The 22,181-nt window shown below is 63.5% G+C and carries 16 protein-coding genes and 2 tRNA genes; 12 read left to right on the top strand and 6 right to left on the bottom strand.

Annotated features, from left to right (window positions below; genetic code table 11):
• Positions 1–55: 55 nt before the first annotated feature.
• Genes VFZ66_06850 through VFZ66_06860 form a run of 3 tightly spaced genes read right to left on the bottom strand, consistent with a single transcriptional unit; the run spans position 56 to position 4,027 of the window.
• A complete protein-coding gene (locus VFZ66_06850; GenBank protein HEX6288891.1) occupies positions 56–1,357 on the bottom strand; it encodes a hypothetical protein in 1,302 nt (433 codons plus the stop codon).
• Positions 1,354–2,637, bottom strand: a complete 1,284-nt coding sequence (locus VFZ66_06855; GenBank protein ID HEX6288892.1) for a glycosyltransferase family 4 protein — start codon at positions 2,635–2,637, stop codon at positions 1,354–1,356. Before VFZ66_06855 ends, VFZ66_06850 begins: the two co-directional genes overlap by 4 nt.
• A 4-nt stretch (positions 2,638–2,641) precedes the next feature.
• Positions 2,642–4,027, bottom strand: coding sequence for a hypothetical protein (locus tag VFZ66_06860; GenBank protein ID HEX6288893.1), 1,386 nt, complete (start codon positions 4,025–4,027; stop codon positions 2,642–2,644).
• A gap of 196 nt (positions 4,028–4,223) precedes the next feature.
• On the opposite strand from VFZ66_06860, the gene VFZ66_06865 reads away from it, so the two are divergent.
• The 9 genes from VFZ66_06865 to VFZ66_06905 all read left to right on the top strand — a co-directional run bounded on the left by VFZ66_06865 (position 4,224) and on the right by VFZ66_06905 (position 13,346).
• Positions 4,224–4,299, top strand: a tRNA-Ala gene (locus VFZ66_06865).
• 27 nt (positions 4,300–4,326) lie between these two features.
• Positions 4,327–4,402, top strand: a tRNA-Ala gene (locus VFZ66_06870).
• Positions 4,403–5,065: 663 nt separating this feature from the next.
• Positions 5,066–6,583: an ABC transporter substrate-binding protein gene (locus tag VFZ66_06875; GenBank protein ID HEX6288894.1), complete on the top strand. Its 1,518-nt coding sequence runs from the start codon at positions 5,066–5,068 to the stop codon at positions 6,581–6,583.
• An 11-nt stretch (positions 6,584–6,594) separates the two neighbouring features.
• Positions 6,595–7,614: an ABC transporter permease gene (locus VFZ66_06880; GenBank protein ID HEX6288895.1), complete on the top strand. Its 1,020-nt coding sequence runs from the start codon at positions 6,595–6,597 to the stop codon at positions 7,612–7,614.
• Positions 7,611–8,516: an ABC transporter permease gene (locus VFZ66_06885; GenBank protein HEX6288896.1), complete on the top strand. Its 906-nt coding sequence runs from the start codon at positions 7,611–7,613 to the stop codon at positions 8,514–8,516. The genes VFZ66_06880 and VFZ66_06885 overlap by 4 nt, the downstream gene beginning before the upstream one ends.
• 6 nt (positions 8,517–8,522) lie before the next feature.
• The gene (locus VFZ66_06890; GenBank protein ID HEX6288897.1) at positions 8,523–9,554 is read left to right on the top strand and encodes an ABC transporter ATP-binding protein; all 1,032 of its coding nucleotides are present in this window, start codon (positions 8,523–8,525) and stop codon (positions 9,552–9,554) included.
• Positions 9,551–10,555, top strand: coding sequence for an oligopeptide/dipeptide ABC transporter ATP-binding protein (locus tag VFZ66_06895; protein HEX6288898.1), 1,005 nt, complete (start codon positions 9,551–9,553; stop codon positions 10,553–10,555). Before VFZ66_06890 ends, VFZ66_06895 begins: the two co-directional genes overlap by 4 nt.
• A 128-nt stretch (positions 10,556–10,683) precedes the next feature.
• Positions 10,684–12,261 (top strand): hydantoinase/oxoprolinase family protein, encoded by a 1,578-nt coding sequence (locus tag VFZ66_06900; protein HEX6288899.1) that lies wholly within the window; start codon positions 10,684–10,686, stop codon positions 12,259–12,261.
• On the top strand, positions 12,252–13,346 hold the full coding sequence (locus VFZ66_06905) for a DUF917 domain-containing protein (GenBank protein HEX6288900.1): 1,095 nt from the start codon (positions 12,252–12,254) through the stop codon (positions 13,344–13,346). Before VFZ66_06900 ends, VFZ66_06905 begins: the two co-directional genes overlap by 10 nt.
• Before the next feature lie 223 nt (positions 13,347–13,569).
• Here the strand turns inward: VFZ66_06905 and VFZ66_06910 are convergent, their stop codons facing one another.
• Positions 13,570–13,752 (bottom strand): mersacidin/lichenicidin family type 2 lantibiotic, encoded by a 183-nt coding sequence (locus VFZ66_06910; protein HEX6288901.1) that lies wholly within the window; start codon positions 13,750–13,752, stop codon positions 13,570–13,572.
• A 74-nt stretch (positions 13,753–13,826) separates the two neighbouring features.
• Positions 13,827–16,481 carry a tetratricopeptide repeat protein gene (locus VFZ66_06915; protein ID HEX6288902.1) on the bottom strand — a complete coding sequence of 885 codons (2,655 nt, stop codon included), beginning with the start codon at positions 16,479–16,481 and terminating at the stop codon, positions 13,827–13,829.
• Between the two features lie 992 nt (positions 16,482–17,473).
• On the opposite strand from VFZ66_06915, the gene VFZ66_06920 reads away from it, so the two are divergent.
• The 3 genes from VFZ66_06920 to VFZ66_06930 all read left to right on the top strand — a co-directional run bounded on the left by VFZ66_06920 (position 17,474) and on the right by VFZ66_06930 (position 21,120).
• Positions 17,474–18,178, top strand: a complete 705-nt coding sequence (locus tag VFZ66_06920; protein HEX6288903.1) for a succinate dehydrogenase cytochrome b subunit — start codon at positions 17,474–17,476, stop codon at positions 18,176–18,178.
• A gap of 18 nt (positions 18,179–18,196) precedes the next feature.
• Positions 18,197–20,179 (top strand): fumarate reductase/succinate dehydrogenase flavoprotein subunit, encoded by a 1,983-nt coding sequence (locus VFZ66_06925; GenBank protein ID HEX6288904.1) that lies wholly within the window; start codon positions 18,197–18,199, stop codon positions 20,177–20,179.
• A 185-nt stretch (positions 20,180–20,364) separates the two neighbouring features.
• Complete coding sequence (locus VFZ66_06930) at positions 20,365–21,120, top strand: succinate dehydrogenase/fumarate reductase iron-sulfur subunit (GenBank protein HEX6288905.1); 756 nt, start codon at positions 20,365–20,367, stop codon at positions 21,118–21,120.
• Between the two features lie 288 nt (positions 21,121–21,408).
• Here the strand turns inward: VFZ66_06930 and VFZ66_06935 are convergent, their stop codons facing one another.
• Positions 21,409–22,179 (bottom strand): cyclase family protein, encoded by a 771-nt coding sequence (locus tag VFZ66_06935; GenBank protein HEX6288906.1) that lies wholly within the window; start codon positions 22,177–22,179, stop codon positions 21,409–21,411.
• Positions 22,180–22,181: the final 2 nt, after the last annotated feature.

The following is a 22,181-nucleotide window of genomic DNA, read 5'->3' on the forward strand; positions in this document are numbered from 1 at the left end:
AGCTTCTGCGTGGAAGCACGGTCAAGCGGTGAAAAATCAGCAGGTGCTCACGCTATTATCCGGATCTCACCGTCCGATCTGGATCGAATGATGCAACCGGACGGAGCAGCCGCCAGAGCGCCCAGCCGATGATTCCCAGGATGATCGCCTCGCGGAAGACCATCGACGGGATCATCACATCGGCGAAAAACCAGCGCGCCGCAGGGTTCTGCGAGGACGACAGGTGCAGCGACACAAAGCTGGTGGTGAAGTAGCCAATATCGGCGGCGGCAAAGGCGACGACCAGCGTCGGCGGCGCGGCGAGCAAGGCCATCAGCACGGCCAGCCACAGGCTGTACTGCGGGCTGTAGACCTTGTTGATGAAGAAGAACCAGCCGATCGCCGCCAGCGCCGCGGGCAGCAGCAGATCGCGGGCTTTTCCAGCGCCGCGCAGCCACGAGTAGCCCATCAGCAGCAGGATCGCGCCGACGCCGAGCGCCAGCAGGATCGCGCTGAACAGGTTGATCTCCTTGACGCTCAGTTGCAGCGAATCGAAAAAGTTCCAGAAGTTGACCTCGCGCGGACGCTGCTGGTTGAAGCGAAAGAAATGCAGCCAGCTATCGCGGATGTGCCAGCCCTGCGGCGTGATCTGGAGCGCGAAGGGCGCGTTGATCGCTACGCTGACGATGCCAAAGCCCGCGCCGATCGTGATCGCATCCCGCCAGCGTCCCTTGAGCACGCGCTCGAAGACGACCAGCGGCACCAGCACGATCGGGAAGAACTTGGTCCAGACGGCAGCCGCCAGCAGCAGCGTGCCCCACCCGTCGCGGTCGCGGCGAAACAGCAGCAGCGCGCCGATCGTCAGCAGGATGCCGAACATGTCCCAGTTGAGCACCACGTAGAGCGGCAGCGTCGGCGAGAGCGCCAGCAGCCAGAGATTGGCCTCATCGAACGCGCTGCCGAGCCAGAAGACCAGCAGCCCGCAGATGATCATCACCGCCGCCGTGGCGTAGAAGTACGGCATCACGCCATGATGGACGAAGTTGATCAGCCAGACCAGCCAGCCCATGCCAACCGGATACTCGACGTAGTAGCCGAAGTACGGCACCGGATGCAGCCACAGCTTGTCGCGGAAATAGAGCGACGTAATATCCGAGTACGCGCCGGTAAACTGAAAAATATAGTTGTTGAAGCTGCGCTGATCGTGGGAGCCGGTGTAGTAGGCTGTCGGCAGGCGCATCAGCACGCCCACGACCATCATGATGGTGCCTACCAGCAGCGGCCAGACCAGCTTCGTGGCGGCGGCGATCCGGCGATCCGCAGCCTGGCGCGCAGCCAGCAGCGTGCGATCGGCGTGGGCGTCAGCCGAGCGATTCATGAGCGTTGCCTCTTTGCAAGCATCGATTCGTACTCCCGTTTGGTGCGCTTTGCGACGATCGGCCAGGCAAATGTTTTCTCGACGATGCCGACGCCGTCATTGCCCCAGCGCTGCCAGTGTGCGCGCAGATCCAGCGCCGTGCGGAGCGCCTGCGCCAGCGCGGCGACATCGCCGGGCGGCACGAGCAGCCCGTTGCGCCCCGGAAAGACCTTATCGGGAATGCCGCCCGCCGCGCTGGCAACGATCGGCAGCCGGTGGATCATCGCCTCCAACGTCACCAGCGACGAGCCTTCGTACAGCGTCGGATGCACGAAGAGATCGACTTCTTCGTAGAGCGAGTGCAGCTCCGTATCGCTCAGCCCGCCGACGAAGACGACGTGCTCTGCGAGGCCCAGACGCGCAGCCTGCTGCTTGAGCGCCTCGGCCTCTTTGCCCGTACCCACCAGCAGCCACCTCCAGCGCTCTCCCAGCACGTCTCGCACCATCGCCAGCGCGTCGAGCAGGATGTGATAGCCTTTGTTGCGCTCAAGGCGGCTGACGCTCAGCAGCACGGGATCGGCGGCATCCAGGCCGAAGCGCGTGCAGAGCGCCGCGCGCTGCTGCGGATCGACAAAGCCCAGGCACTCATCCACATCGATCGCCGAGGGGATCACGACAACTTTGGCCGGATTGACGTTCAGATAGCGCGGCAGATCGTCCTGCGTACACGCATCGGTGGCGATCACCCGGTCGGCCTGCCGGTGGCCCCAGGAGTAGAGCGCCCGAAACGGAGCATAGGCCGCGCGCTTGCGCCAGTCGGGCGTGCGGTACTCTTCCAGGCCGTGCGGATTGGCGATGAACGGCACCCGCCGCAGATCGGTATGTCGTCGCCGCTCGACGCCAAAGCCCAGCGCGCAGAGTCCCTGCGTATGCACCACATCCACCTGGCCCGCGTCGATCCGTGCCCGCGCAAGCCGACCCTCGTGGAGCGCAAAGAGCGGGTAGTTGATCTGCCGCCCGACGATCGCGTTGGGCCGCAGCAGCGGCGACGTGCGATCGTAGCGCAAAAAGGTTAGCGAGAGCGCCGTGGTGTCCAGCCTGGCGGCATCCAGAATCCGTTGCAGGCCCGTATGCTCGTCGTCGGGCGTGGGCGGCTCTCCGGCTACCAGCATCACCTCGACGCCCTGGCGGACCAGATGCGTGACTAGATGGAAGACATGGCGCTCGATGCCGCCGAAGCCATGCAGCGGATAGACCGCGCGGGCCAGCATCAGCACGCGAATCGGCTGCTGTTCTCCCATGATGCTAGCGGCCCCAGCTCAGCGCAAGGCCATCTTCGCGATCAGGCCCCTTCCCGCCGAAGACATCCGGGATCAGGGCCGCAGGCTCGCTCCGGCCCGGCTGTGCGACGACCAGATCGCAGCGATCGGGCGGCTCGAACGAGCAGCGGAAGAAGGCCAGCGCGTCGCTGCCCGGCGACCACGCCGGAGCATCGCTGTTGGCAAGCTCCTGGTACTCGGCCCAGGCGTATTGCTGCTCGATGTTCGGGTCGAGCGACCGTGTGAGCAGTGTTATATCGCCGCGCGCGCTGCCGACCGTAAAAACGACCGCCTGGCGATTCGGCGAGGCGAAGGCATCCATGACGCCCGGCAGTTGGCCCAGGAAGGTCGAGCCGCCGTTGCGCGCGTCGGCGCGCTGCCAGATGCTGAAGTCGGTGAGCGCCTGGTAGCCGACAAAGGCGGGCGCGTAGATGAACGCGCCGGTCGCGTCCCACACGGGCGTGAAGAGCAGATGCTCCAGCCGATCGGGCGGGATCTCTTCGCCTGGAATGCCGATCGGCGGCAGGCCCGGCGGCAGCGATCGAATCACGCCCCAGTCGTTCTGTCCGAGCCAGTTGGTGAGCCGCACCTGCCCGCGCCGGGGATCGCCGGTAGCCTCGGTGACGTATGCCAGCCGCTTGCTGTCGGGTGCCCACGCCGGATCGGCCCCCGTGGCGATCTTGAGCGGCGTGCCGCCTGGCAGCTCAACCGTCCAGATCTCGCCGCTGCCGCGCCGCGCGGGATCGTCACCCCGCTCAAACGCGATCTTCGAGCCGTCATCGGCCCACTGTGGCGAGACAATCCCCGATTGCTCTGCAATCCGCCGAATGTTGCTGCCGTCCGCCGCCGCGAGATACAGGCCATCGTCGCGGATGAACGCGATCTGGGTGCCGTCGCGCGAGAACTGAACATCACGACCGTTCTCGATCAGCCGCCGCACCGCGCCGGTCTGTGGCTGGTAGGCGTAAATATCGCCGTCGCGGACGAAGGCCAGCGTGCCGCTCAGGTCGGGCCGGATCGCGATGCCGTCCGGTGTGGTGCCTGGGGCTGGCAGCGGCGTGGGCTGCCCCGGCGTTGCGGTTGCCGAAGGCACTGCGGTGCTGGTGGCTGCTGCCGTCGGCTGGGCGGTCGGCGTGGCTAAGGCCGCTGTGGTCTGCGTCGCGGGCGCGGGTGTATCCGTCGCAACTGCCGCGACAGGCGTCGGCACGAACGTGGCGGTGGGAGCGTCAGGTGTCGCGGTCGGCTGCGTGGTGGGAGCGGCTCCTGTCGTCGCGCTGGGCGTCGCCGCCGCGCCGATCTCCGGGCCTGCACCACCGCAGGCCGTGAGCAGCGCGATCATGAGCAAAAGAATGATTGAACCGATTGGTTTCATGGCAATCCTTGTATCGCAGGATCGATCGTCGGCCTCTGAGCCCAACATGTCGATGTTCGACGTTGGCTTGAGCGAGATGAACATGCTGCGACATCATGGGCATGGTAGAGCAAGCAAGGTTGACCGTCAAGCGACCCGCCAATCGATTTGACAACAGCGATGCCGCGTGATACACTTCCATCCCGTCACGGGGCAAGGGCCTGTAGCTTAGTTGGGAGAGCGCCGCGTTCGCAATGCGGAGGTCGGGGGTTCGAATCCCCCCAGGTCCACCAGAACCCTTTACAGCGAAATGCATTTGTGGGGCTGTAGCTCAGCTGGGAGAGCACAACACTGGCAGTGTTGGGGTCAGGGGTTCGAGCCCCCTCAGCTCCACCACCGTAAGACGATCAGGAGTTCCAACTCCTGGTCGTTTTTGTTTTTATGCGCGCCTGTGTAGAATAATCGGCACAGGCGCTTTTTCGTGTTCAGGAACGGATTATGGCCGATAGGCAGCTCTTATCGTTGAGCGAGGCGGCGGAAAAATATAACGTGCCGCTCGCCACCCTCAGGACGGCGGTGCAGCGTCTCGATCCGGCGCTACCTGGACGCACTGGCGCACGGACTGATCGCGCGAGGGGTAGGTGAGATCAGGTGCGATCACCAGCCGCAACCATGACCCGGCTAACAGCGTCAGTATGTCTATAGATCGCTCTGGCATAGCGTTGACGCCGCCTGGGGGGTACACTATACTACAGCCAATTCTTCTCAGCGATGAAATAACGTCGTCGCGTGGCCCCTGTCATAGCAAGGGAGAAATTCCTACGCCTCTTTTACGGCCAAAGCCCCGTGTCTTATGCTCCAAAGTTACCGTATACTCTTAGGTAGCTCTGGAAACAACAGTCTGGTTGCCCTCGTTTGTGAAAGGGTTTTGCATCGATGACCGTACCGCGTCTCCGCACATTTCACGCTGCATTGCTGCTCGTAGCAGCAGTACTGGTACTACTTACCGCATGTGGCACGCCAGCGCCCGCAGCCTCCAATGGAACTGGGCAGAAAACGTTGATCGTCGCGCTTCCCGGCGACATCGACACCTTCGATCCGGCGTTCACCGCAGGCAGCATCACATCGCAGACCACCATTCAGAACACATTCGACCAGCTGGAGCAGTATAAGCTCGTCGAAAAGACGACGGCGGACGGCTATACATACTGGGTGGCCGATACCAACATGATCGAGCCGATGCTAGCGGCGAGCAGAACCGTCTCCGACGATGGGAAGACCGTCACCTGGAAGCTGCGCGACAACATTACCTATCACGACGGCAAGGCGGTTGCGGCCAACGATATTGTCGGCGGCTATCGACGAATCTTCGAGGCCGGAGGCAGCGCCTTTTTCCTGCTGAACATGGGCGGCGTCATGAGCGCCGACTACTTCTCGGCACCTGACGATAAAACGGTGACAATGCGCATGGACTCGCCCAACGCGCTGGTGTTCATGAACAACACGATGCACAACACATCGTCGATCAGCCCCGACTACCTCAAAAAAGTTGCGCCGCAGAACGATCCCTGGGCCAAACAAGAGCTTAAGAAAACCCTGGCTCCCGGTAATGGCCCTTTCGTCTTCGAGCAATACAACCCAGGCGATCGAGTCGTGCTGCGGGCGTATCCCAACTACTACCAGGGCAAGCCCAGGCTCGACCGGGTGATCCTCAAGATCGTGCCGGATGCGACGCAGCGGCTGCTGCTGCTGAAGACCGGTGATGTGGACATGGTGCAGGAGCCGCCGGTCAAAGAGCTGGACGCGCTGAAGCAAGATCCGAATATTCGCGTGCTCTCGATCGAGACGACGCGCTCGGTGCATCTCCAGCTCAACAACACGATCGCGCCGTTCGATAACAAGCTGGTGCGGCAGGCCGTTGCCTATGCCGTGCCCTACGACTCGATCGTCAACGATGTGTACAAGGGCTACGCGATCCGCTCGATGTCGCTTGTCACCAAGGGCATGCCCGGCCACGATCCGTCCTTCTGGACCTACAATACCAACCTGGATCGCGCCAAAGAGCTGCTGTCGCAGGCTGGCTTCGCCAATGGCGCGGGCCTGCCGCCGATCAAGCTGTCGGTGCGGATCGGCAACGAGGAAGACGAGCGGACCGCCGTGATCGTCGCCAATAACCTCAAGCAGATCGGCATGAACGTAACGATCGAGAAGCTGGCCTTTGCCGCGTTCAACGAGCAGCAGCAAGCGGGCAAGCTCCAGTTCTTCGTCGACAACTGGATCTCGTGGGTCAACGATCCCTTCTATCATCTCTCGTGGCTGGCGCGCTCCGACAGCCCGACCAACTACAGCCGCTACAAGAACGACCGCGTCGACGCGCTGATCAAAGAGCATACGCTGGGCACCGACCAGCAGGCGCGGCTGGAGGCGGCCAGCGAGATCCAGAAGATCCTGGCCGAGGAGGTGTCGCACGTGTATCTGGTGCAGCCCAACTGGAACGTGCCGATGCGCAAAAACGTGCAGGGCTACGCCTACCTGAACGACGAGCTGCCGCGCTTCTTCTACATGGATAAGCAGTAGAAGGGAGTGCTATGCGTTTCGCTGGCTATGCCGTCCGCCGTCTGCTGTGGGTGATCCCGGTGCTGCTGGGTATCACCTTTATTACCTTTTTCCTGACGCGGATTCTGCCCGGCAACCCGATCGATCGGGTGGCGGGGCCGTACGTCAGCGCCGAGCAGCGCGAGCAGATGAAGCGCGAGGCGCGGCTGGACCGGCCCGTGGTCGAGCAGTTCTACCTGTACGTGCGCGATCTGGTCGTGTACCAGGATCTGGGCGTCTCCTACACTACGGCGCAGCCGGTGGCGGAGGATCTGCGCGAGCGCCTGCCCGTCTCGCTTGAGCTGACCACGCTCGGCATGCTGCTGGCGATCGGCCTGGCGCTGCCGATCGGGATTGCCAGCGCGGTGGCGAAGGATACCTGGATCGATCAGCTTGGCCGCGTGATCAGCGTGATCGGCGTGTCGATGCCGGTCTTCTGGCTGGGCCTGATCCTGCTGCAAGTCTTCTTCGTCAACCTGGGCTGGGCACCCGCGCCGCTGGGCCGTCTCTCGACCAGCCTGGTGGAGCCGGAGCGGATTACCGGCTGGCTGCTGATCGACGCCGCGCTGGTGGGCGACTGGCAGGTCTTCGCCTCGGCGGCGGCGCATCTCACGCTGCCGGTGCTGATCATCGCGTTTACGGCGCTGGCTCCGCTGGCGCGCATGACTCGCGCCGCGATGATCGACGCGCTTGAGTCCGACTATGTTCGCACGGCGCGGGCGCTGGGCCTGCCCCGGCGGGTGATTATCTTCCAGCACGCCCTGAAAAACGCCCTGATCCCGATCCTGACGATGATCGCCGGAGTCTATGGCTACGCGCTGGGCGGCGAGGTGCTGGTCGAGCTGGTTTTTGCCTGGCCGGGCCTGGGCACGTACTCGTACAACGCGATCTTGTCGAGTGATTTTCCTGCAATTCAGGGCTTTATCCTGCTGATCACCGTGGCCTATGTGCTCATCTACCTGCTGGTAGACCTGCTGATCGCGGCGATCGATCCGCGCGTGGAGTACGCATGAGCAACATTAACACGCTGCCGGCCGCGCCGCCGCTGGACGAGGATGATCTCGCGCCGCAGCAGGAGCGCCTGGCCGACGCCTGGTGGTCGCTGCGCCACAACGCCACCAGCATGGTTGGCCTGGTGTTATTGAGCGTGATCGTGTTGGCCGCGCTGCTCGCGCCGCTGCTCGCGCCATACGATCCGTACGCGCTCGACATTGCCCGCGCGAACCTGCCGCCGAGCGGCAGCCATCCGTTCGGCACCGACCAGTTTGGGCATGACATCTTCTCGCGGGTGCTCTACGGCGCGCGGCTCGACCTGCTGATCGCGGTCGCGTCGGTCGCGGCCTCCGCCACGATCGGCAGCGTCCTGGGCGGCATCTCAGGCTACGTCGGGCGGTACGTGGACGAGGCGCTGATGCGCGTTATGGACATGCTTCAGGCGTTTCCGCGCTTTATTTTCGCGATGGGCATCGCGTTTGCGCTCGGCCCGGGGCTGACCACGGTGATCGTCGCAACGGCGGCGCTGAACATACCGGGCTACGCGCGGCTGATGCGTAACCTGATCCTGAGCCTCAAGCAGACGCAGTACGCGCTCTCAGCGGTGGCGGTTGGCAACTCAGGGCCGCGCGTGCTCTTTCGCCATCTGTTTCCGAACGCGCTCGCGCCGATTCTGGTAACATCCACGCTGCAATCGGGCTGGGCGATTCTGGAGGCGGCAGGGCTTAGCTTTATCGGGCTGGGCGTGGCGGTGCCCACCGCCGAGTGGGGCGTGATGATCGCGATGGGGCTGCAAGAGTTTTTGCAGGGTCACTGGTGGGTCTATACCTTCCCCGGCCTGGCGATCGGCGTGACCGTGCTGGCGTTTAATCTGATCGGCGACGGGCTGCAAGATATACTCGACCCACGACGTAGGTCATAGGTGCTCATGCTAGAGATCGATCGAATACCGGGCGCTGCGGCGGACACACTGCCCGCGCCTGCGCTAACCACCGCGCCGCTGCTGTCTGTCAGGGGCTTGCAGACGCACTTCGCGACGCGCCGGGGCATCGTCAAGGTGCTGGACGGCCTGAGCTTCGACGTGCTGCCGGGGCAGATCATGGGCCTGGTGGGCGAAACCGGCTCCGGCAAGTCAGTGACGGGCGCATCGATCTTGCGCATCCTCAAAAAGCCCGGCAAGATCGTCGGCGGCGAGATCTGGCTCGGCGGGCGCAACCTGCGGGCGCTCTCCGAGGCGGCGATGGACGAGGTGCGCGGCAAAGAGATCGCGATGATCTTTCAAAATCCGCGCGCGGCGCTGAATCCGCTGCTGACGATCGGCGAGCTGCTGACGCAGGTGGTGCGCTATCGCCGGGGGCTGGGCGCTGCCGAGGCGCGGCAGGAGGCGCTGCGGCTGCTGAACAGCGTTCACATCCCCGATCCTGCCTTACGAATGCGGGCCTATCCGCACCAGCTTTCGGGCGGCATGTGCCAGCGGGTGATGATCGCGCTGGCGCTCTCGTGCAATCCGCAGTTGTTGATCGCCGACGAGCCGACGACCGGCCTGGACGTGACGACGCAGTATCAGGTCGTCCGCCTGCTGAAGGAGCTGCGCGAGACACGCGGCACGGCGCAGATCGTGATCACCCACGACCTGGGCATGGCCGCCGAGCTATGCGACATCATTGCGGTGATGTACGCGGGCGAGATCGTCGAGCTGGCGACCGTGGCCGAGATCTTTTCGCAGCCGCGCCACCCGTACACCCAGGGATTGCTGCGCTCGCGTCCAAAGCTGGGCCAGACGGACATGCTGCCGGTGATTCCCGGCAACGTGCCCGATCCGCTGCGGCCTCCGAGCGGCTGCCGCTTCCACCCGCGCTGCCCGCTTGCAACCGAGGTCTGCCAGCGGACGGTGCCGCGCAAAGAGACGATCGGCGCGGGTCACGAGGTGGCCTGTCATCACTGGGAGCGAGCCGCATGATCGCAGCGCAGCCAGCGACGCAGACAGCCGAGGCGCTGCTCACGGTAGAGGGCCTGACCAAATATTATCCGGTGCGCAAAGGCATGCGTGCCAGGGTCTATGTGCGGGCCGTGGATGGCGTCTCGTTCACGATCCGGCCCGGCGAGACGCTGGGCCTGGTCGGCGAGAGCGGCAGCGGCAAATCCACGATCGGGCGCTGCATCCTGCGGCTGGAGGAGCCGACGGCGGGCCGCATCTGGTTTGCGGGCCAGGAGGTGACGGGCCTCGCGCCACGAGCGCTCCGGGCGATGCGCCGTCATGCGCAGATCGTCTTTCAAGATCCCTACGACGCGCTCAACCCGCGCATGACCGTGAGCGAGCTGGTGACGGAGCCGCTGCTGCTGCATAAGCTCTGCTCCCGCCGCGAGGCCAGCGAGCGCGCTAAAGATCTGCTCGCCAAAGTTGGCCTGAAGCAGGTCTACCTCAATCGCTACCCGCACCAGCTTTCGGGCGGGCAGAACCAGCGCGTCGGCATCGCGCGGGCGCTGGCGACCGGGCCGCGCCTGCTGGTGCTGGACGAGCCGACCTCGGCGCTGGATGTTTCGGTGCAGGCGAAGCTGCTCAATCTGCTGGGCCAGCTTCAGGCCGATCTTGGCCTGAGCTATCTGTTCATCTCTCACGATCTGGCTGTCGTCAACTATCTGGCTGCCCGCGTTGCGGTCTTGTATCTGGGCCAGATTGTAGAAATTGGTACTCGTAATGCATTGTTTGCCACCCCCCGCCACCCCTACACGCAAGCGCTTATGTCGGCGCTGCCGAGCGAGACACCGGAGCAGCCGCGCCAGCGGATCGTGCTGGCAGGTGAGATCCCTTCGGCGATCAACCCACCCCAGGGCTGCCGCCTTGCTTCCCGCTGCCCGTACGCGACGAGCGCATGCCGCGAGCTGCCTCAGCCGCTCCGCCCAATTGAGGCCGAGCATCTGGTTGCATGCCACCGCGCGCTGGCAGGTGAGCTGCCATAGCTCATTCGATTGGATCCCTCCAGCGATCCATAGCGAAGTGACATCGCCGCTCTATGCCGCCGATGATCCCGGTCATCTGCCAAGAACACACAGATCCGCTATACGCCGTTCCCAAAGGAGCAAGATACATGCGAATTGGTATTGACGTTGGTGGCACGAACACCGACGCCGTTTTGATGCAAGGCAATCATGTACTGGCGAAGATCAAAACGCCGACGACGCCCGATGTGATGACCGGGATCGTCACGGCGCTGCGATTTTTGATCGAGCGCGAGCCTGCTGCGCTGGACCGCATGAGCGCGGTGATGATCGGCACGACGCACTTTACCAACGCGATCATTGAGCGGCGTCGGCTCCAGCCGACAGCCGTGGTGCGGGTGGCATTACCCGCCACGGCAGCGCTGCCGCCGATGGTCGATTGGCCGACAGATCTGTGCGCGGCGCTCGGCGATCATCGCTTTCTGGTGCGGGGCGGCCACGAGTACGACGGGCGGCCTCTCGCGGAGGTTCAGGCCGATGAGATTCGCGAGGTTGCTCGCGAGATCATGCGGCGCGGCATTCGCTCGGTAGCGATCTCGGCGGTCTTCTCCACGGTCAACAGCGCAGCGGAGCAGCAGGCGGCGGAGCTGATCCGCGAGGTGCTGCCCGATGCTGCGATCAGCCTGTCGCATGAGATCGGGCGGATGGGGCTGCTTGAGCGCGAAAATGCGGCGATCCTCAATGCCTGCTTGCAGGATCTGGCCGCGACCACCATCGGCGCGTTCCGGGGAGCGCTGGTCGAGGTTGGGATTCGCGCGCCGCTCTACATCACCCAGAACGACGGGACGCTGATGAGCGCGGAGTACGCGGCGAGCTATCCGGTGCTGACCTTTTCGTCTGGCCCGACCAACTCGATGCGCGGCGCGGCGTTTCTGTCGGGCCTTAAAGATGCGATGGTGGTCGACATTGGCGGCACGACCACGGATGTCGGCGCGCTGATCCAGGGCTTTCCGCGCGAGGCCTCGGTTGCGGTGCGCGTCGGCGGGGTGCGCACCAACTTTCGGATGCCGGATGTGCTGTCGATCGGGCTGGGCGGCGGCAGCATCGTGCGGGCAAAGCCGCTGGCGATCGGGCCGCAATCGGTGGGCTACGAGCTGCTGCAACAGGCGCTGAGCTTCGGCGGCGAGGTGCTGACGGCGACCGATATTGCGGTGGCTGCGGGCTACTTCGACCTGCCGACAATGGACGGCGCGCGCTCGAAGCTGGCTGCGCTCAATCGAAAGCTGGTGGCGGCTGCGGTGGAGCGGATTCATGTCATGACCGAGGACGCGATCGATCGGATGAAGGTCGTCGCCGACGATCTGCCGGTGGTGCTGGTCGGCGGCGGCTCGGTGCTGATCGACCGCCCGCTCAAGGGCGTGTCGCAGACGATCAAGCCGGAGCACTTCGAGGCGGCCAACGCGGTCGGCGCGGCAATCGGCCAGATCTCAGGCGAGGTCGATCGGATCTTTAGCCTCGACACGCTCTCCCGCGAGGCCGCGCTGGCGCAGGCCAAAGCCGAGGCGATCAGCCGCGCTGTGGCCGCCGGAGCCTACGCCAATTCGGTGCAGATCGTCGATGTCGAGGACGTGCCGCTGGCCTATCTTCCATCCAACGCCACCCGCATTCGGGTCAAAGCCGCCGGCGATCTGGCGATTGTGCGCGAAGGAGTCTCATCATGCGAATGATTACGGCAGCGGATCTGGAAGAGATCGCGCTGGGCGCGGCGGTGCTCGGCACGGGCGGCGGCGGCGATCCCTACATCGGCAAGCTGCTGGCGATCGAGGCGATCCGGCGGCACGGCCCGGTCAGGCTGCTCGATGTCGATGCGCTGGATGACGACGATCTGATCGTGCCGACCGCGATGATGGGCGCGCCCTCGGTGATGGTGGAGAAGATACCGCGCGGCGATGAGATCATCCATGCGTTTCAGACCATGGAGCACTTCCTGGGGCGTAAGATCACGGCGACGATGTCGATCGAGGCCGGGGGCCTGAACTCGACCACGCCGTTCAGCCTGGCGGCGGCACTTGGCCTGCCGCTGGTCGACGCCGACGGCATGGGCCGGGCGTTTCCCGAAATTCCGATGGTGACGCTGGGCATCGACGGTATCTCGGCGTCGCCGTTCACGCTGGCCGACGAAAAGGGCAATACCCTGGTGATCAACACCAGCGATAACCACTGGACCGAGCGCTTCGCGCGCACGGCGTCGATCGAGATGGGCTGCTCGGCGATGCTGGCCTGCTTCCCGATGACCGGTCGGCAACTGAAGCAATCGGCGGTGCCGGGCACGATCTCGCTCTGCCAGCGGATTGGACGCGCGATCCGCGAGGCGCACCAGCGCAAGCACAATCCGATCGATGCCGTGCTGGGCGTGACCGGCGGGTATCGCCTGTTTCGGGGCAAGATCGCCGACATCCAGCGGCGCACGGTGCGCGGCTTTACGCGCGGCGACGCGCTGATCACCGGCGGCGAGGGCTACGCAGAGCAGGAGTGCCAGATCCAGTTCCAGAATGAGTATCTGGTGGCGCGCACCGCGACGGATGTGCTGGCGTCGTCGCCCGATCTGATCACGATTCTGGACGCGGAGACGGGCGAGCCGATCACCACCGAGGCGCTGCGCTACGGCTTTCGGGTAGACGTGCTGGGCATTCCCTGCGACCGACGCTGGCGCACGCCCAGGGGCCTGGAGCTGGTCGGGCCGCAGTACTTCGGCTACGATTTTGCGTACGTGCCGCTTGAGGACCGCGTTGCCGCGCGGCGCGGGCAATAAAAATCCTTCGCGGTAGGATTAGCTACCGCGAAGGCTACGTCATCGAGAGCAGAGGCGGGATTGTAGAACGAAAGGCGGGTCCGATCCGTGGATCGAGGGCTGAGGTTCAGCCACGCGGCGATCTCGCGCTCACTCGCCGCGTGCTGGTGATCGTCAGGAGTCGGGCTGCTCTCGTTCAGAATGGCGGGTGCAGGTGACTAGCTGATTAGGGTGCCGTGCGGAGCTAGAGATCGCCCATCGGCGCGGTGCTCATGGTGGTGTATGGCGCGCCGATAGCATCCAGATCCTCATCCGACAGATCGATCGTGCCGACAGGGCTGGCGGGCAGCAGCCCCAGCTGCTCCTCGCTCAAGCTCATCCGATAGTCTTCGTCTTTCCAGGCCCGAATAACGTTGATTGCCGACATAGCTGTCCTCCGTGGATAATGAATGGAATCTGAATCTCCTGCTCTCGGAGATGAAGCGTAGCGTGTGTAGGGGCTCAATCCAGCTCTAGCAGCGCGGCGGCGATCGATTCGCTGGTATCTTCCAGCGCATAGACGATCGCCTGATCGAACGACATCGCCCGGCCCTCGGCCCAGGCATCTGCCCAACTGGTATGGTCCAACTGTGCGCGGGTTGCGGCCAGATAGCGCTCGTAGTCCTTGCGGTCGGCACCCTCCAGGCGGGCATCGATCAGCTCCAGCACGGTGATCGTCGCGCCCAGGAGGCGGACGGCACGCCGGGTCTGCGCCATCCCCTGCGCCACGCCAGCTAAGGCGATCAGGCACATCGCCACCCGTAGCTTATCGTTTAGCTCCTGGCACGCGCCGACGCACTGCATGAAGTATACCTGAGCCTCAGGAAAATTGCGCTGGCTGAGCGCGACACGTCCCAGCAGGTAGCGGGCTGTGATGATTTGAAGCGGCAGACCGAGCGCCTGGGCAAGCTGCAAGCTTTTGGCGTGGTAGGCGTGCGCCTGCTCGTAATCGCCATCGGCCAGCGCGACGGTGCCCAGCATATTGTAGGCGCTGGCGATGCTGCGCTGGTTTCCGACCATTTGAGCGAGCGTCAGCGCTTCTTCGGCCAACTGGATGGCCCGCCGATCTTGCTGCTGCGACCACAGTGCGTTGCTGAGATGGACGAGCACGTTGCTTATATTCCACGTGTCTCCGACCATCCGCGACAGCGCCAGGCTCTCCTCCAACAGCGCACGGGCCTGCTGCGGGTCGTGGCCGAAGTAGTAGCAGTACATGCCCACGCGCCAGGCAACCCGCGCGATCAGCCAGGGATCGCCCACCTGACGGCTCAGCGCCAGGCTCTCCTCCAACAGCACGCGGCCCTGCTCTGGCTCGCAATCATGCCAGACCTGGACCCAGCCCAGATCGGCCAGCGAGTAGCACATGCCCCAGGTATCGCCCAGTTGGCGACACAGATGCAGCGTCTCCTGGTCCCAGACCATCGCCTGAGCGGAGTCGCCCTGCATGCTTGCCAGGATGCCTGCATAGCGCAGCGCCTTAGCCCGCACGACGTCCGGCGCACCACGATCCCCTGTCAGGAAGGCTTCGAGCCAGCTTCGTCCCAGCGAGAGGTAGCTGTGAATGGCCCAGAACTCGCCCAGCGCGCCCGCCAGGCGTAGCCCGGCCTCGGCCCGCTCCGGCGCTGCGCGGCACCACTCAAGCGCCGCCTGGAAGTTGTTATGCTCGTGCTCAAGCAGCGCAACACACGCCACCTGCTCCGTCCCGCGCAGGCATAGCTCGGCGCTTTCGGCGACGCTCAAGAAGTACTGAAGATGGCGCTCCTGCATATCGTGCGCCTGGTTGTCCGCCGCCAGCTTCTCGCGGGCATACTCGCGGATCGTGTTGAGCATCACGAAGCGCGACGTGCCATCGGGCATTTCTTCGCGCTGCAACAGGTTTTGGTCGACCAGAATCGAAAGCTGGTCGAGCAGGTTGTGTATAGCCTGCGCTCCGTCGTCGCAGACGGCCAGCGCCGCCTGAAGGGTACACCCGCCGTTGAAAACCGCCAGCCGCGCAAAGATATGCCGGGTCTGCTGATCGAGGAGGTTGTAGCTCCAGTCGATCGTGCTGCGGAGCGCCTGCTGGCGAGTTGGCAGATCGCGGAAGCCGCCGCTCAGCATGGCTGGCTTGCCACGGATTTGCTCCAGCATCTCGTGCGGCGAGAGCAGCCGCGTATGGGCGGCTGCCAGCTCGATCGCCAGCGGCAGGCCGTCGAGGTGGGCGCACAGCGCCACAACTGCGGGCGCGTTCTGCTCGGTGAGCGTCCAGCCGGGACGCGCGGCCTGCGCCCGTGCGCTAAAAAGCGCAACAGCGCCGAAGTGCTCCAACGCCTCGAAGTCTACGGTCTGCTGCGGCTCCGGCAACGGCAGCGGTGGTACGCTAAACTGGCGCTCGCCGCGCAGGTGCAGCGGCGCTCGGCTTGTAGTCAGGATATGCAACCACGGGCATGTTGTCAAGAGGTCTGTTACCAGGGGCGCGGCGGCGAGCAGATGCTCAAAGTTATCCAGCACGAGCAGCAGGTGTTTGTCGCAGAGGTGATCGAGCAGCCGCGCGCGGGCGGGCTGCGGGCTGGCGTCGACCATGCCCAGGGTTTGCGCGATGGTCGCGGCGACCTGGGAGGGATCGCTCAGGGTTTCCAGGGCGACCAGGAACACGCCGTCAGTGAAATCGTCGAGCAGATGGTAGGCCACCTCTTGCGCCAGACGGGTCTTCCCGATGCCGCCCGGCCCGGTGATCGTCAGCAGGCGCGCATCGCCATGCAGCAAGAGCTGGCGTAGCGCTGCGATCTCCTGGGCACGAGCGATCAGCGGGTGAAGCGGGCGGGCAAGATTCGTCGGACGCTGCGATGCGCGCCACTGAGCAGGATGCCGCTGCTGGTCCGCTGGCTGCTCGGCGTGGCGTTGCTCGTCGGCCTCGCCGCGCGCAAACTGGAGAAATGCCGCACGGTCGCTCGGCGCAATCTCCAGGCGATCCGCGAGCAGCTCGGCGATCTGCCTGGATGGTCGCCGCTCGTTCGCCTCGATTTTGCGGATCGTAATCCCGGAGCAGTTCACCAGCCGGGCCAGGTCATCCTGGGTAAGTTCAAGAGCTTTGCGCCGCTGTTTCAGCCAGCGACCGAATGAGATTGGCCCTTGCATCGCGCCTCCGCGCTGATAGGGGTGACACCCTGCGAGGGAAGTTCACGGGTGCTTCAGGTTCAAGCTTCTGTCTACGCTGTGATCGGTCGCATGGTAAAGATGTATCGCTACTGTATCGCTCTATTGTACCGCTTAAACCTTACCCTGACACGGGATCTTTGCTTTAATACAGATGTCGGTTTGAGTAGGCACTTACAGTCTTGCAGGAGGTCTACTGAGCATACGCGACACCCAAGACAGCAAGATCACCCCCCATCTTTGGTCTGTGTTACCTGGATGAGGAAGATGCGAGCAAGCGCATCGTCGGTTGCAGCATCGAGACTCAGGAGCGGATCAGCGATCCGGTGATCGTGGCGGTTGATCGGAAGAGTCCGCCAGGGCGATTACGTGGATGATGCATGTTTAGCGCTGTGAGAAACCCATCATCAGTTTCTCGCACACCAACAGGAGGAGTTCTACGCCGGAGTGTCTGGCACGGAGACGCTCCACAATGAGAACTAAAAAGATGATGTGATGGAACGTCTAGCACGGAGACGTTCCATCGTTTTTTTAAGTTTCGCGTGTGGCATTGCGGCCTTAGCCTCCGGCCCCTCTCCTACTGGCTCTCCCCTCTGTTCTTTGTCCTGTGTTCTGCTTCATCAACGAACTGATTTGTTACTCGCTGGCGTTACCATCGGAGAGCGCATTTTGCCATCTACAGCGTATACCTTAGGGCGCTGTGCGGTTTGTTCGCTGTGGAGCAGTGGAGTATAATTATCGATGTGCCGTTCAACTTCACATAAGTGATTGTGGCTAAGAATGCGGGCCACGCGCTGCTGGATCGGCCACCACACCAGAACGGATAGCGCAGCCGCTCGCCCTGTGTTCCCGACAATCTGTGATCACGATTCACATAGTATAGTGCTACCAGCGACGTGCATGCGCCGCTGCGCCGGTATCGATTCATCGGCATGGTGGGTCTTGTTCGTTCGCCTAGTACAAAGGAAGAAACGATGGTTTCGGCACTCACGCTATATCGAACGTCGATTGGCAAAAAAGTTGTGATGGCCGTCACAGGAATCATTCTGGTCGGCTTTGTCGTCGCGCATATGGTCGGCAATCTCAAGGTGTTTCTGGGCGCTGAGGCGATCAATGCCTATGCTGGCTTTCTGCGCGATGTCGGCGAGCCGCTCTTCCCGCGCGAGGCGCTGCTCTGGGTCGCTCGCATCGTGCTGCTGGTTTCGGTTGTGCTGCATATTACGGCGGCAACCCAACTGACGATACAGGATCGGGCCAGCCGTCCGCAGCGCTACGCCGTCCACAAGCCTGTGCAGGCCACGTATGCATCGCGCACAATGCGCTGGGGCGGCGTCATCGTGCTGCTGTTCATCATCTACCATATTCTGCACCTCACGCTGGGCCAGGTGGGCTTTGCCGCGGGCCAGTATCTTCACGAAGATCCCAACAACGGCTTTCAGGTCTATGCCAACGTCGTGAACGGATTTCGGAATCCGCTGGTATCGCTCTTTTACATCGTCGCGATGGGCGCGGTCGGGCTGCACCTGTACCACGGCGTGTGGAGCATGTTCCAGACGCTAGGCCTGAACAGCGTCAAGTTTAACAGCCTGCTGCGCGGTCTGGCGATGGTCACGGCGCTGGCGGTCGTTCTGGGCAATATTTCGATCCCGATCGCCGTGCTGACCGGCATTCTGCGCTAGCTTGGGAGAAGGATAGTCATGGCAATCGATACAACAACGGCTCCGGCTGTCGATACCGGGACTCGGCGCGGGCAGCCGTTCGGCGAGAGCGTGCTGAACGCGCGCATTCCGGCGGGGCCGATCGCCGAGAAATGGGATACGCATCGCTTCGAGATGAAGCTGGTCAATCCGGCCAACAAGCGCAAGTACACCGTGATCGTCGTGGGCACCGGCCTTGCGGGCGCATCCGCCGCGGCGTCGCTGGCCGAGCTGGGCTACAACGTCAAGAGCTTCTGCTACCAGGATAGCCCGCGCCGCGCGCACAGTATCGCGGCGCAGGGCGGCATCAACGCCGCGAAAAACTACCGAAACGACGGCGATAGCATCTATCGGCTGTTCTACGATACCGTCAAGGGCGGAGACTACCGCTCGCGTGAGGCGAACGTCTATCGTCTGGCGCAGATCAGCGTCAACATCATCGATCAGTGTGTGGCGCAGGGCGTGCCCTTTGCCCGCGAGTACAGCGGCTACCTCGACAACCGCTCGTTTGGCGGCGCACAGGTTTCGCGCACGTTCTACGCGCGCGGCCAGACCGGCCAGCAGCTTTTGCTGGGCGCGTACCAGGCGCTCTGCCGTCAGATCGAGGCGGGCAAGGTCAAGATGTTTCCGCGCACCGAGATGCTTGATCTGGTCGTGGTCGATGGCCGCGCGCAGGGGATTGTCACCCGCGACATGGTGACGGGCACGATCGAGACGCATGTCGGCGACGCGGTGGTGCTGGCGACCGGCGGCTACGGCAATGTGTTCTATCTTTCGACCAACGCCAAGGGCTGTAATACGACGGCGATCTGGCGCGCGCATCGCAAAGGCGCGTTCTTCGGCAATCCGTGCTTCACGCAGATCCACCCGACGTGTATCCCGGTGCATGGCGAGTACCAGTCCAAGCTCACGCTGATGAGCGAGTCGCTGCGGAACGACGGGCGGATCTGGGTGCCCAAGCAGGCGGGCGATCAGCGTCCGCCGGAGCAGATCCCGGAGGAGGAGCGCGACTACTACCTGGAGCGCAGGTATCCCAGCTTCGGCAATCTGGTGCCGCGCGACGTGGCCTCGCGCAATGCCAAGGCCGTCTGCGACGAAGGGCGGGGCGTGGGGCCGGGCGGCCTCGGCGTCTATCTCGACTTCGGCGACGCGATCAAGCGCCTGGGCACAAGCGTGATCCGCGAGCGCTACGGCAACCTGTTCGATATGTACGAGCGCATCACCGCCGAGAATCCGTACGAGGTGCCGATGCGCATCTATCCCGCGATCCACTACACGATGGGCGGCCTGTGGGTAGACTACAACCTGATGAGCACGATCCCCGGCCTGTTCGTGATCGGCGAGGCCAACTTCTCCGACCACGGCGCGAATCGGCTGGGCGCGAGCGCGCTGATGCAGGGCCTGGCCGACGGCTACTTTGTGCTGCCCTACACCATCGGCGATTATCTGACGAAGGTGACGCCCGGCCAGATCAGCGCGACGCATCCCGCGTTCAACGAGGTGCTCCACGATGTGACAAGCCGGACCGAGCGGCTGCTGAGCATCAACGGCAAGCGCACCGTCGACTCGTTTCACCGTGAGCTAGGTCAACTGATGTGGGATAAGTGCGGCATGGCGCGCAACGATCAGGGCTTGCGCGAGGCGCTGGCGAAGATCCCGGAAATTCGGGCCGAGTTCTGGGAGAACGTCAAGGTGCCCGGCGACGGCAACGAGCTAAACCAATCGCTGGAGAAGGCCGGACGGGTGGCCGACTTCATGGAGCTGGCCGAGCTGATGTGTCTGGACGCGCTCCATCGGACCGAGTCGTGCGGCGGGCACTTCCGCGAGGAAAGCCAGACGCCCGAAGGTGAGGCGCTGCGCGACGACGAGCACTTCTCCTACGTCGCGGCCTGGGAGTTCAACGGCGTTGGCAAAGCGCCCGTGCTGCACCGCGAGCCGCTTAACTTCGAGTACGTCCATCTGGCGCAGCGGAGCTATAAGTAACGAACAAAGAACAAGGGATCAAGGGAACAAAGGAACAAAGGGGCGAGAACCAAACAAAGAACAAAGAACCGGGTGCCATGCGGGTGCCCTCTGGGCATGGCACCCGGCGCACAAAGGGAAACCTTGAACTTTGAACTTTGAACTCAAAACCTTGAACTTTGAACTCGTTCGCGGGAGCGAAATAGATGAACCTGACACTACATGTATGGCGTCAAAAGAACGCAAAGTCCGAGGGCCGCTTCGTCAAGTACGATGCGCGCGATATTAGCCCGGACATGTCGTTCCTTGAGATGTTGGACGTGATCAACGAGGAGTTGATCGCCAAAGGCGAGGAGCCGATCGCGTTCGATCACGATTGCCGCGAGGGGATCTGCGGCATGTGCGGCCTGATGATCAACGGCGTGGCGCACGGCCCGGAGCGGGCGACGACGACCTGCCAGCTTCATATGCGGCACTTCAAGGACGGCGATACGATCTACATCGAGCCGTGGCGGGCCAGGCCCTTCCCGGTGATCAAAGATCTGGTCGTCGATCGCGGCTCGTTCGACCGGATCATCGAGTCGGGCGGGTATATCTCAGTCTCGACCGGCAGCGCGCCCGAAGGGAACTCGATCCCGGTGCCCAAGGAGAATGCGGATCTGGCGATGGATGCCGCCGCGTGTATCGCATGCGGCGCGTGTGTGGCGGCCTGTCCCAACGCCTCGGCGATGCTCTTCACCGCCGCCAAGGTGGCCCATCTCAACCTGCTGCCGCAGGGCCAGCCGGAGCGTCACAGCCGCGTGCTGAACATGGTGGAGCGAATGGACTCCGAGGGCTTCGGCGGCTGCACCAACATCGGCGAGTGCTCGTCGGTCTGTCCCAAGGAGATCAGCATGGACTTTATCGCCATGCTCAACCGCGATCTGCTCAAGGCGTCGCTGGCGAGCCGCAAGAAGCGCTAGGTGTCGGGCCGGGGTTGCCGCAGCCGTGGCCGTGCCAGCAATCAAGCGCTTCGATCGCTTGTCGGGGCGTATCATTGCATGCGCCCCGACGAAGTTAATCGGATTTTGACATGATTTTGGTGCAGGCCGTAACCTTTACGATCCGTACTGCGCTTATATAGGTGAGGGAGGCGCTGTTTATGTGTTCTCTGCCATTGTTCAATTAACAGTTCTCCTCATCCTCCACACGGCGAGCCGCACCCGTCATCAGGGTGCGGCTCCTTGCTTGACCGGACATCGGCGCGTGGCCTATTCCTCGTGAAACGCGACCACCCGGCAGAAGGCAGCCTCGCCGTCCTTGAACTTCCACGGAAACACGCCGATCGTGGTGCGCTGGTTGAGCAGCCTGCCGATCTCGCCGCCCAGGCACTCTACATGGATGATCCCCGACGGGAAGAGCTTGAAGTGCATGCCCTGGTAATCCTCGGTCGGGAAGATCTCTTCCAGGCTCCTGCCGTGCTTCTCGCGCAGGTAGGCATCGGCTTTGCGCGCCTCATCGGGCCGCCAGTCGCGGATCTTGGTGTTGAACGGATGATCCTGCGAGCCACAGTCGACGCCCAGCAGCTTGAGCCGCTTCTTCAGGCACCACTCCCAGAACTCGCGGGTCGGGCCGGGATGGCGCAGCATATAGCGCTGCTCGTCGGCGTCGGGCTGATCCCAGCCGTAGCGCGAGTAGCCGGTGTAGATGAAGAGAATATCGTCCTCGCGCACCTCGACGCGCGCCTCGATGTCTTTCGACGTGTAGATCCCGTAGTCCTCGGCCATATCGGAGAGATCGACGATCACGCCGGGGCCGTAGAGCCGCTCCAGCGAGATCGAGGCGATGTCCTGGCCTCCGGTGACGAAGTGGCACTGGCCGTCGAGGTGCGTGCCGACGTGGTTCGAGGAGCGGATGATCTGCCCGTTCGCGCCGTTGAAGCTCAGCCGCTTGAAGTAGTGGACTTGCAGCGGCTCGTAGCTCGGCCAGGCCGGCGTGGCGATCCCGGTTGGAATGCTCAGATCGTACAGTTTCAGCGCCATGC

The sequence above is a fragment of the Herpetosiphonaceae bacterium genome (assembly GCA_036374795.1).
Taxonomy (GTDB): domain Bacteria; phylum Chloroflexota; class Chloroflexia; order Chloroflexales; family Kallotenuaceae; genus LB3-1.

Coding starts and splice junctions, on each gene's coding strand:
- VFZ66_06850 (HEX6288891.1), bottom strand. CDS start 1,357: ATGAATCGCTCGGCTGACGCCCACGCCGATCGCACGCTGCTGGCTGCG.
- VFZ66_06895 (HEX6288898.1), top strand. CDS start 9,551: ATGATCGCAGCGCAGCCAGCGACGCAGACAGCCGAGGCGCTGCTCACG.
- VFZ66_06855 (HEX6288892.1), bottom strand. CDS start 2,637: ATGGGAGAACAGCAGCCGATTCGCGTGCTGATGCTGGCCCGCGCGGTC.
- VFZ66_06905 (HEX6288900.1), top strand. CDS start 12,252: ATGCGAATGATTACGGCAGCGGATCTGGAAGAGATCGCGCTGGGCGCG.
- VFZ66_06890 (HEX6288897.1), top strand. CDS start 8,523: ATGCTAGAGATCGATCGAATACCGGGCGCTGCGGCGGACACACTGCCC.
- VFZ66_06920 (HEX6288903.1), top strand. CDS start 17,474: ATGGTTTCGGCACTCACGCTATATCGAACGTCGATTGGCAAAAAAGTT.
- VFZ66_06915 (HEX6288902.1), bottom strand. CDS start 16,481: ATGCAAGGGCCAATCTCATTCGGTCGCTGGCTGAAACAGCGGCGCAAA.
- VFZ66_06880 (HEX6288895.1), top strand. CDS start 6,595: ATGCGTTTCGCTGGCTATGCCGTCCGCCGTCTGCTGTGGGTGATCCCG.
- VFZ66_06885 (HEX6288896.1), top strand. CDS start 7,611: ATGAGCAACATTAACACGCTGCCGGCCGCGCCGCCGCTGGACGAGGAT.
- VFZ66_06860 (HEX6288893.1), bottom strand. CDS start 4,027: ATGAAACCAATCGGTTCAATCATTCTTTTGCTCATGATCGCGCTGCTC.
- VFZ66_06900 (HEX6288899.1), top strand. CDS start 10,684: ATGCGAATTGGTATTGACGTTGGTGGCACGAACACCGACGCCGTTTTG.
- VFZ66_06910 (HEX6288901.1), bottom strand. CDS start 13,752: ATGTCGGCAATCAACGTTATTCGGGCCTGGAAAGACGAAGACTATCGG.
- VFZ66_06935 (HEX6288906.1), bottom strand. CDS start 22,179: ATGGCGCTGAAACTGTACGATCTGAGCATTCCAACCGGGATCGCCACG.
- VFZ66_06925 (HEX6288904.1), top strand. CDS start 18,197: ATGGCAATCGATACAACAACGGCTCCGGCTGTCGATACCGGGACTCGG.
- VFZ66_06930 (HEX6288905.1), top strand. CDS start 20,365: ATGAACCTGACACTACATGTATGGCGTCAAAAGAACGCAAAGTCCGAG.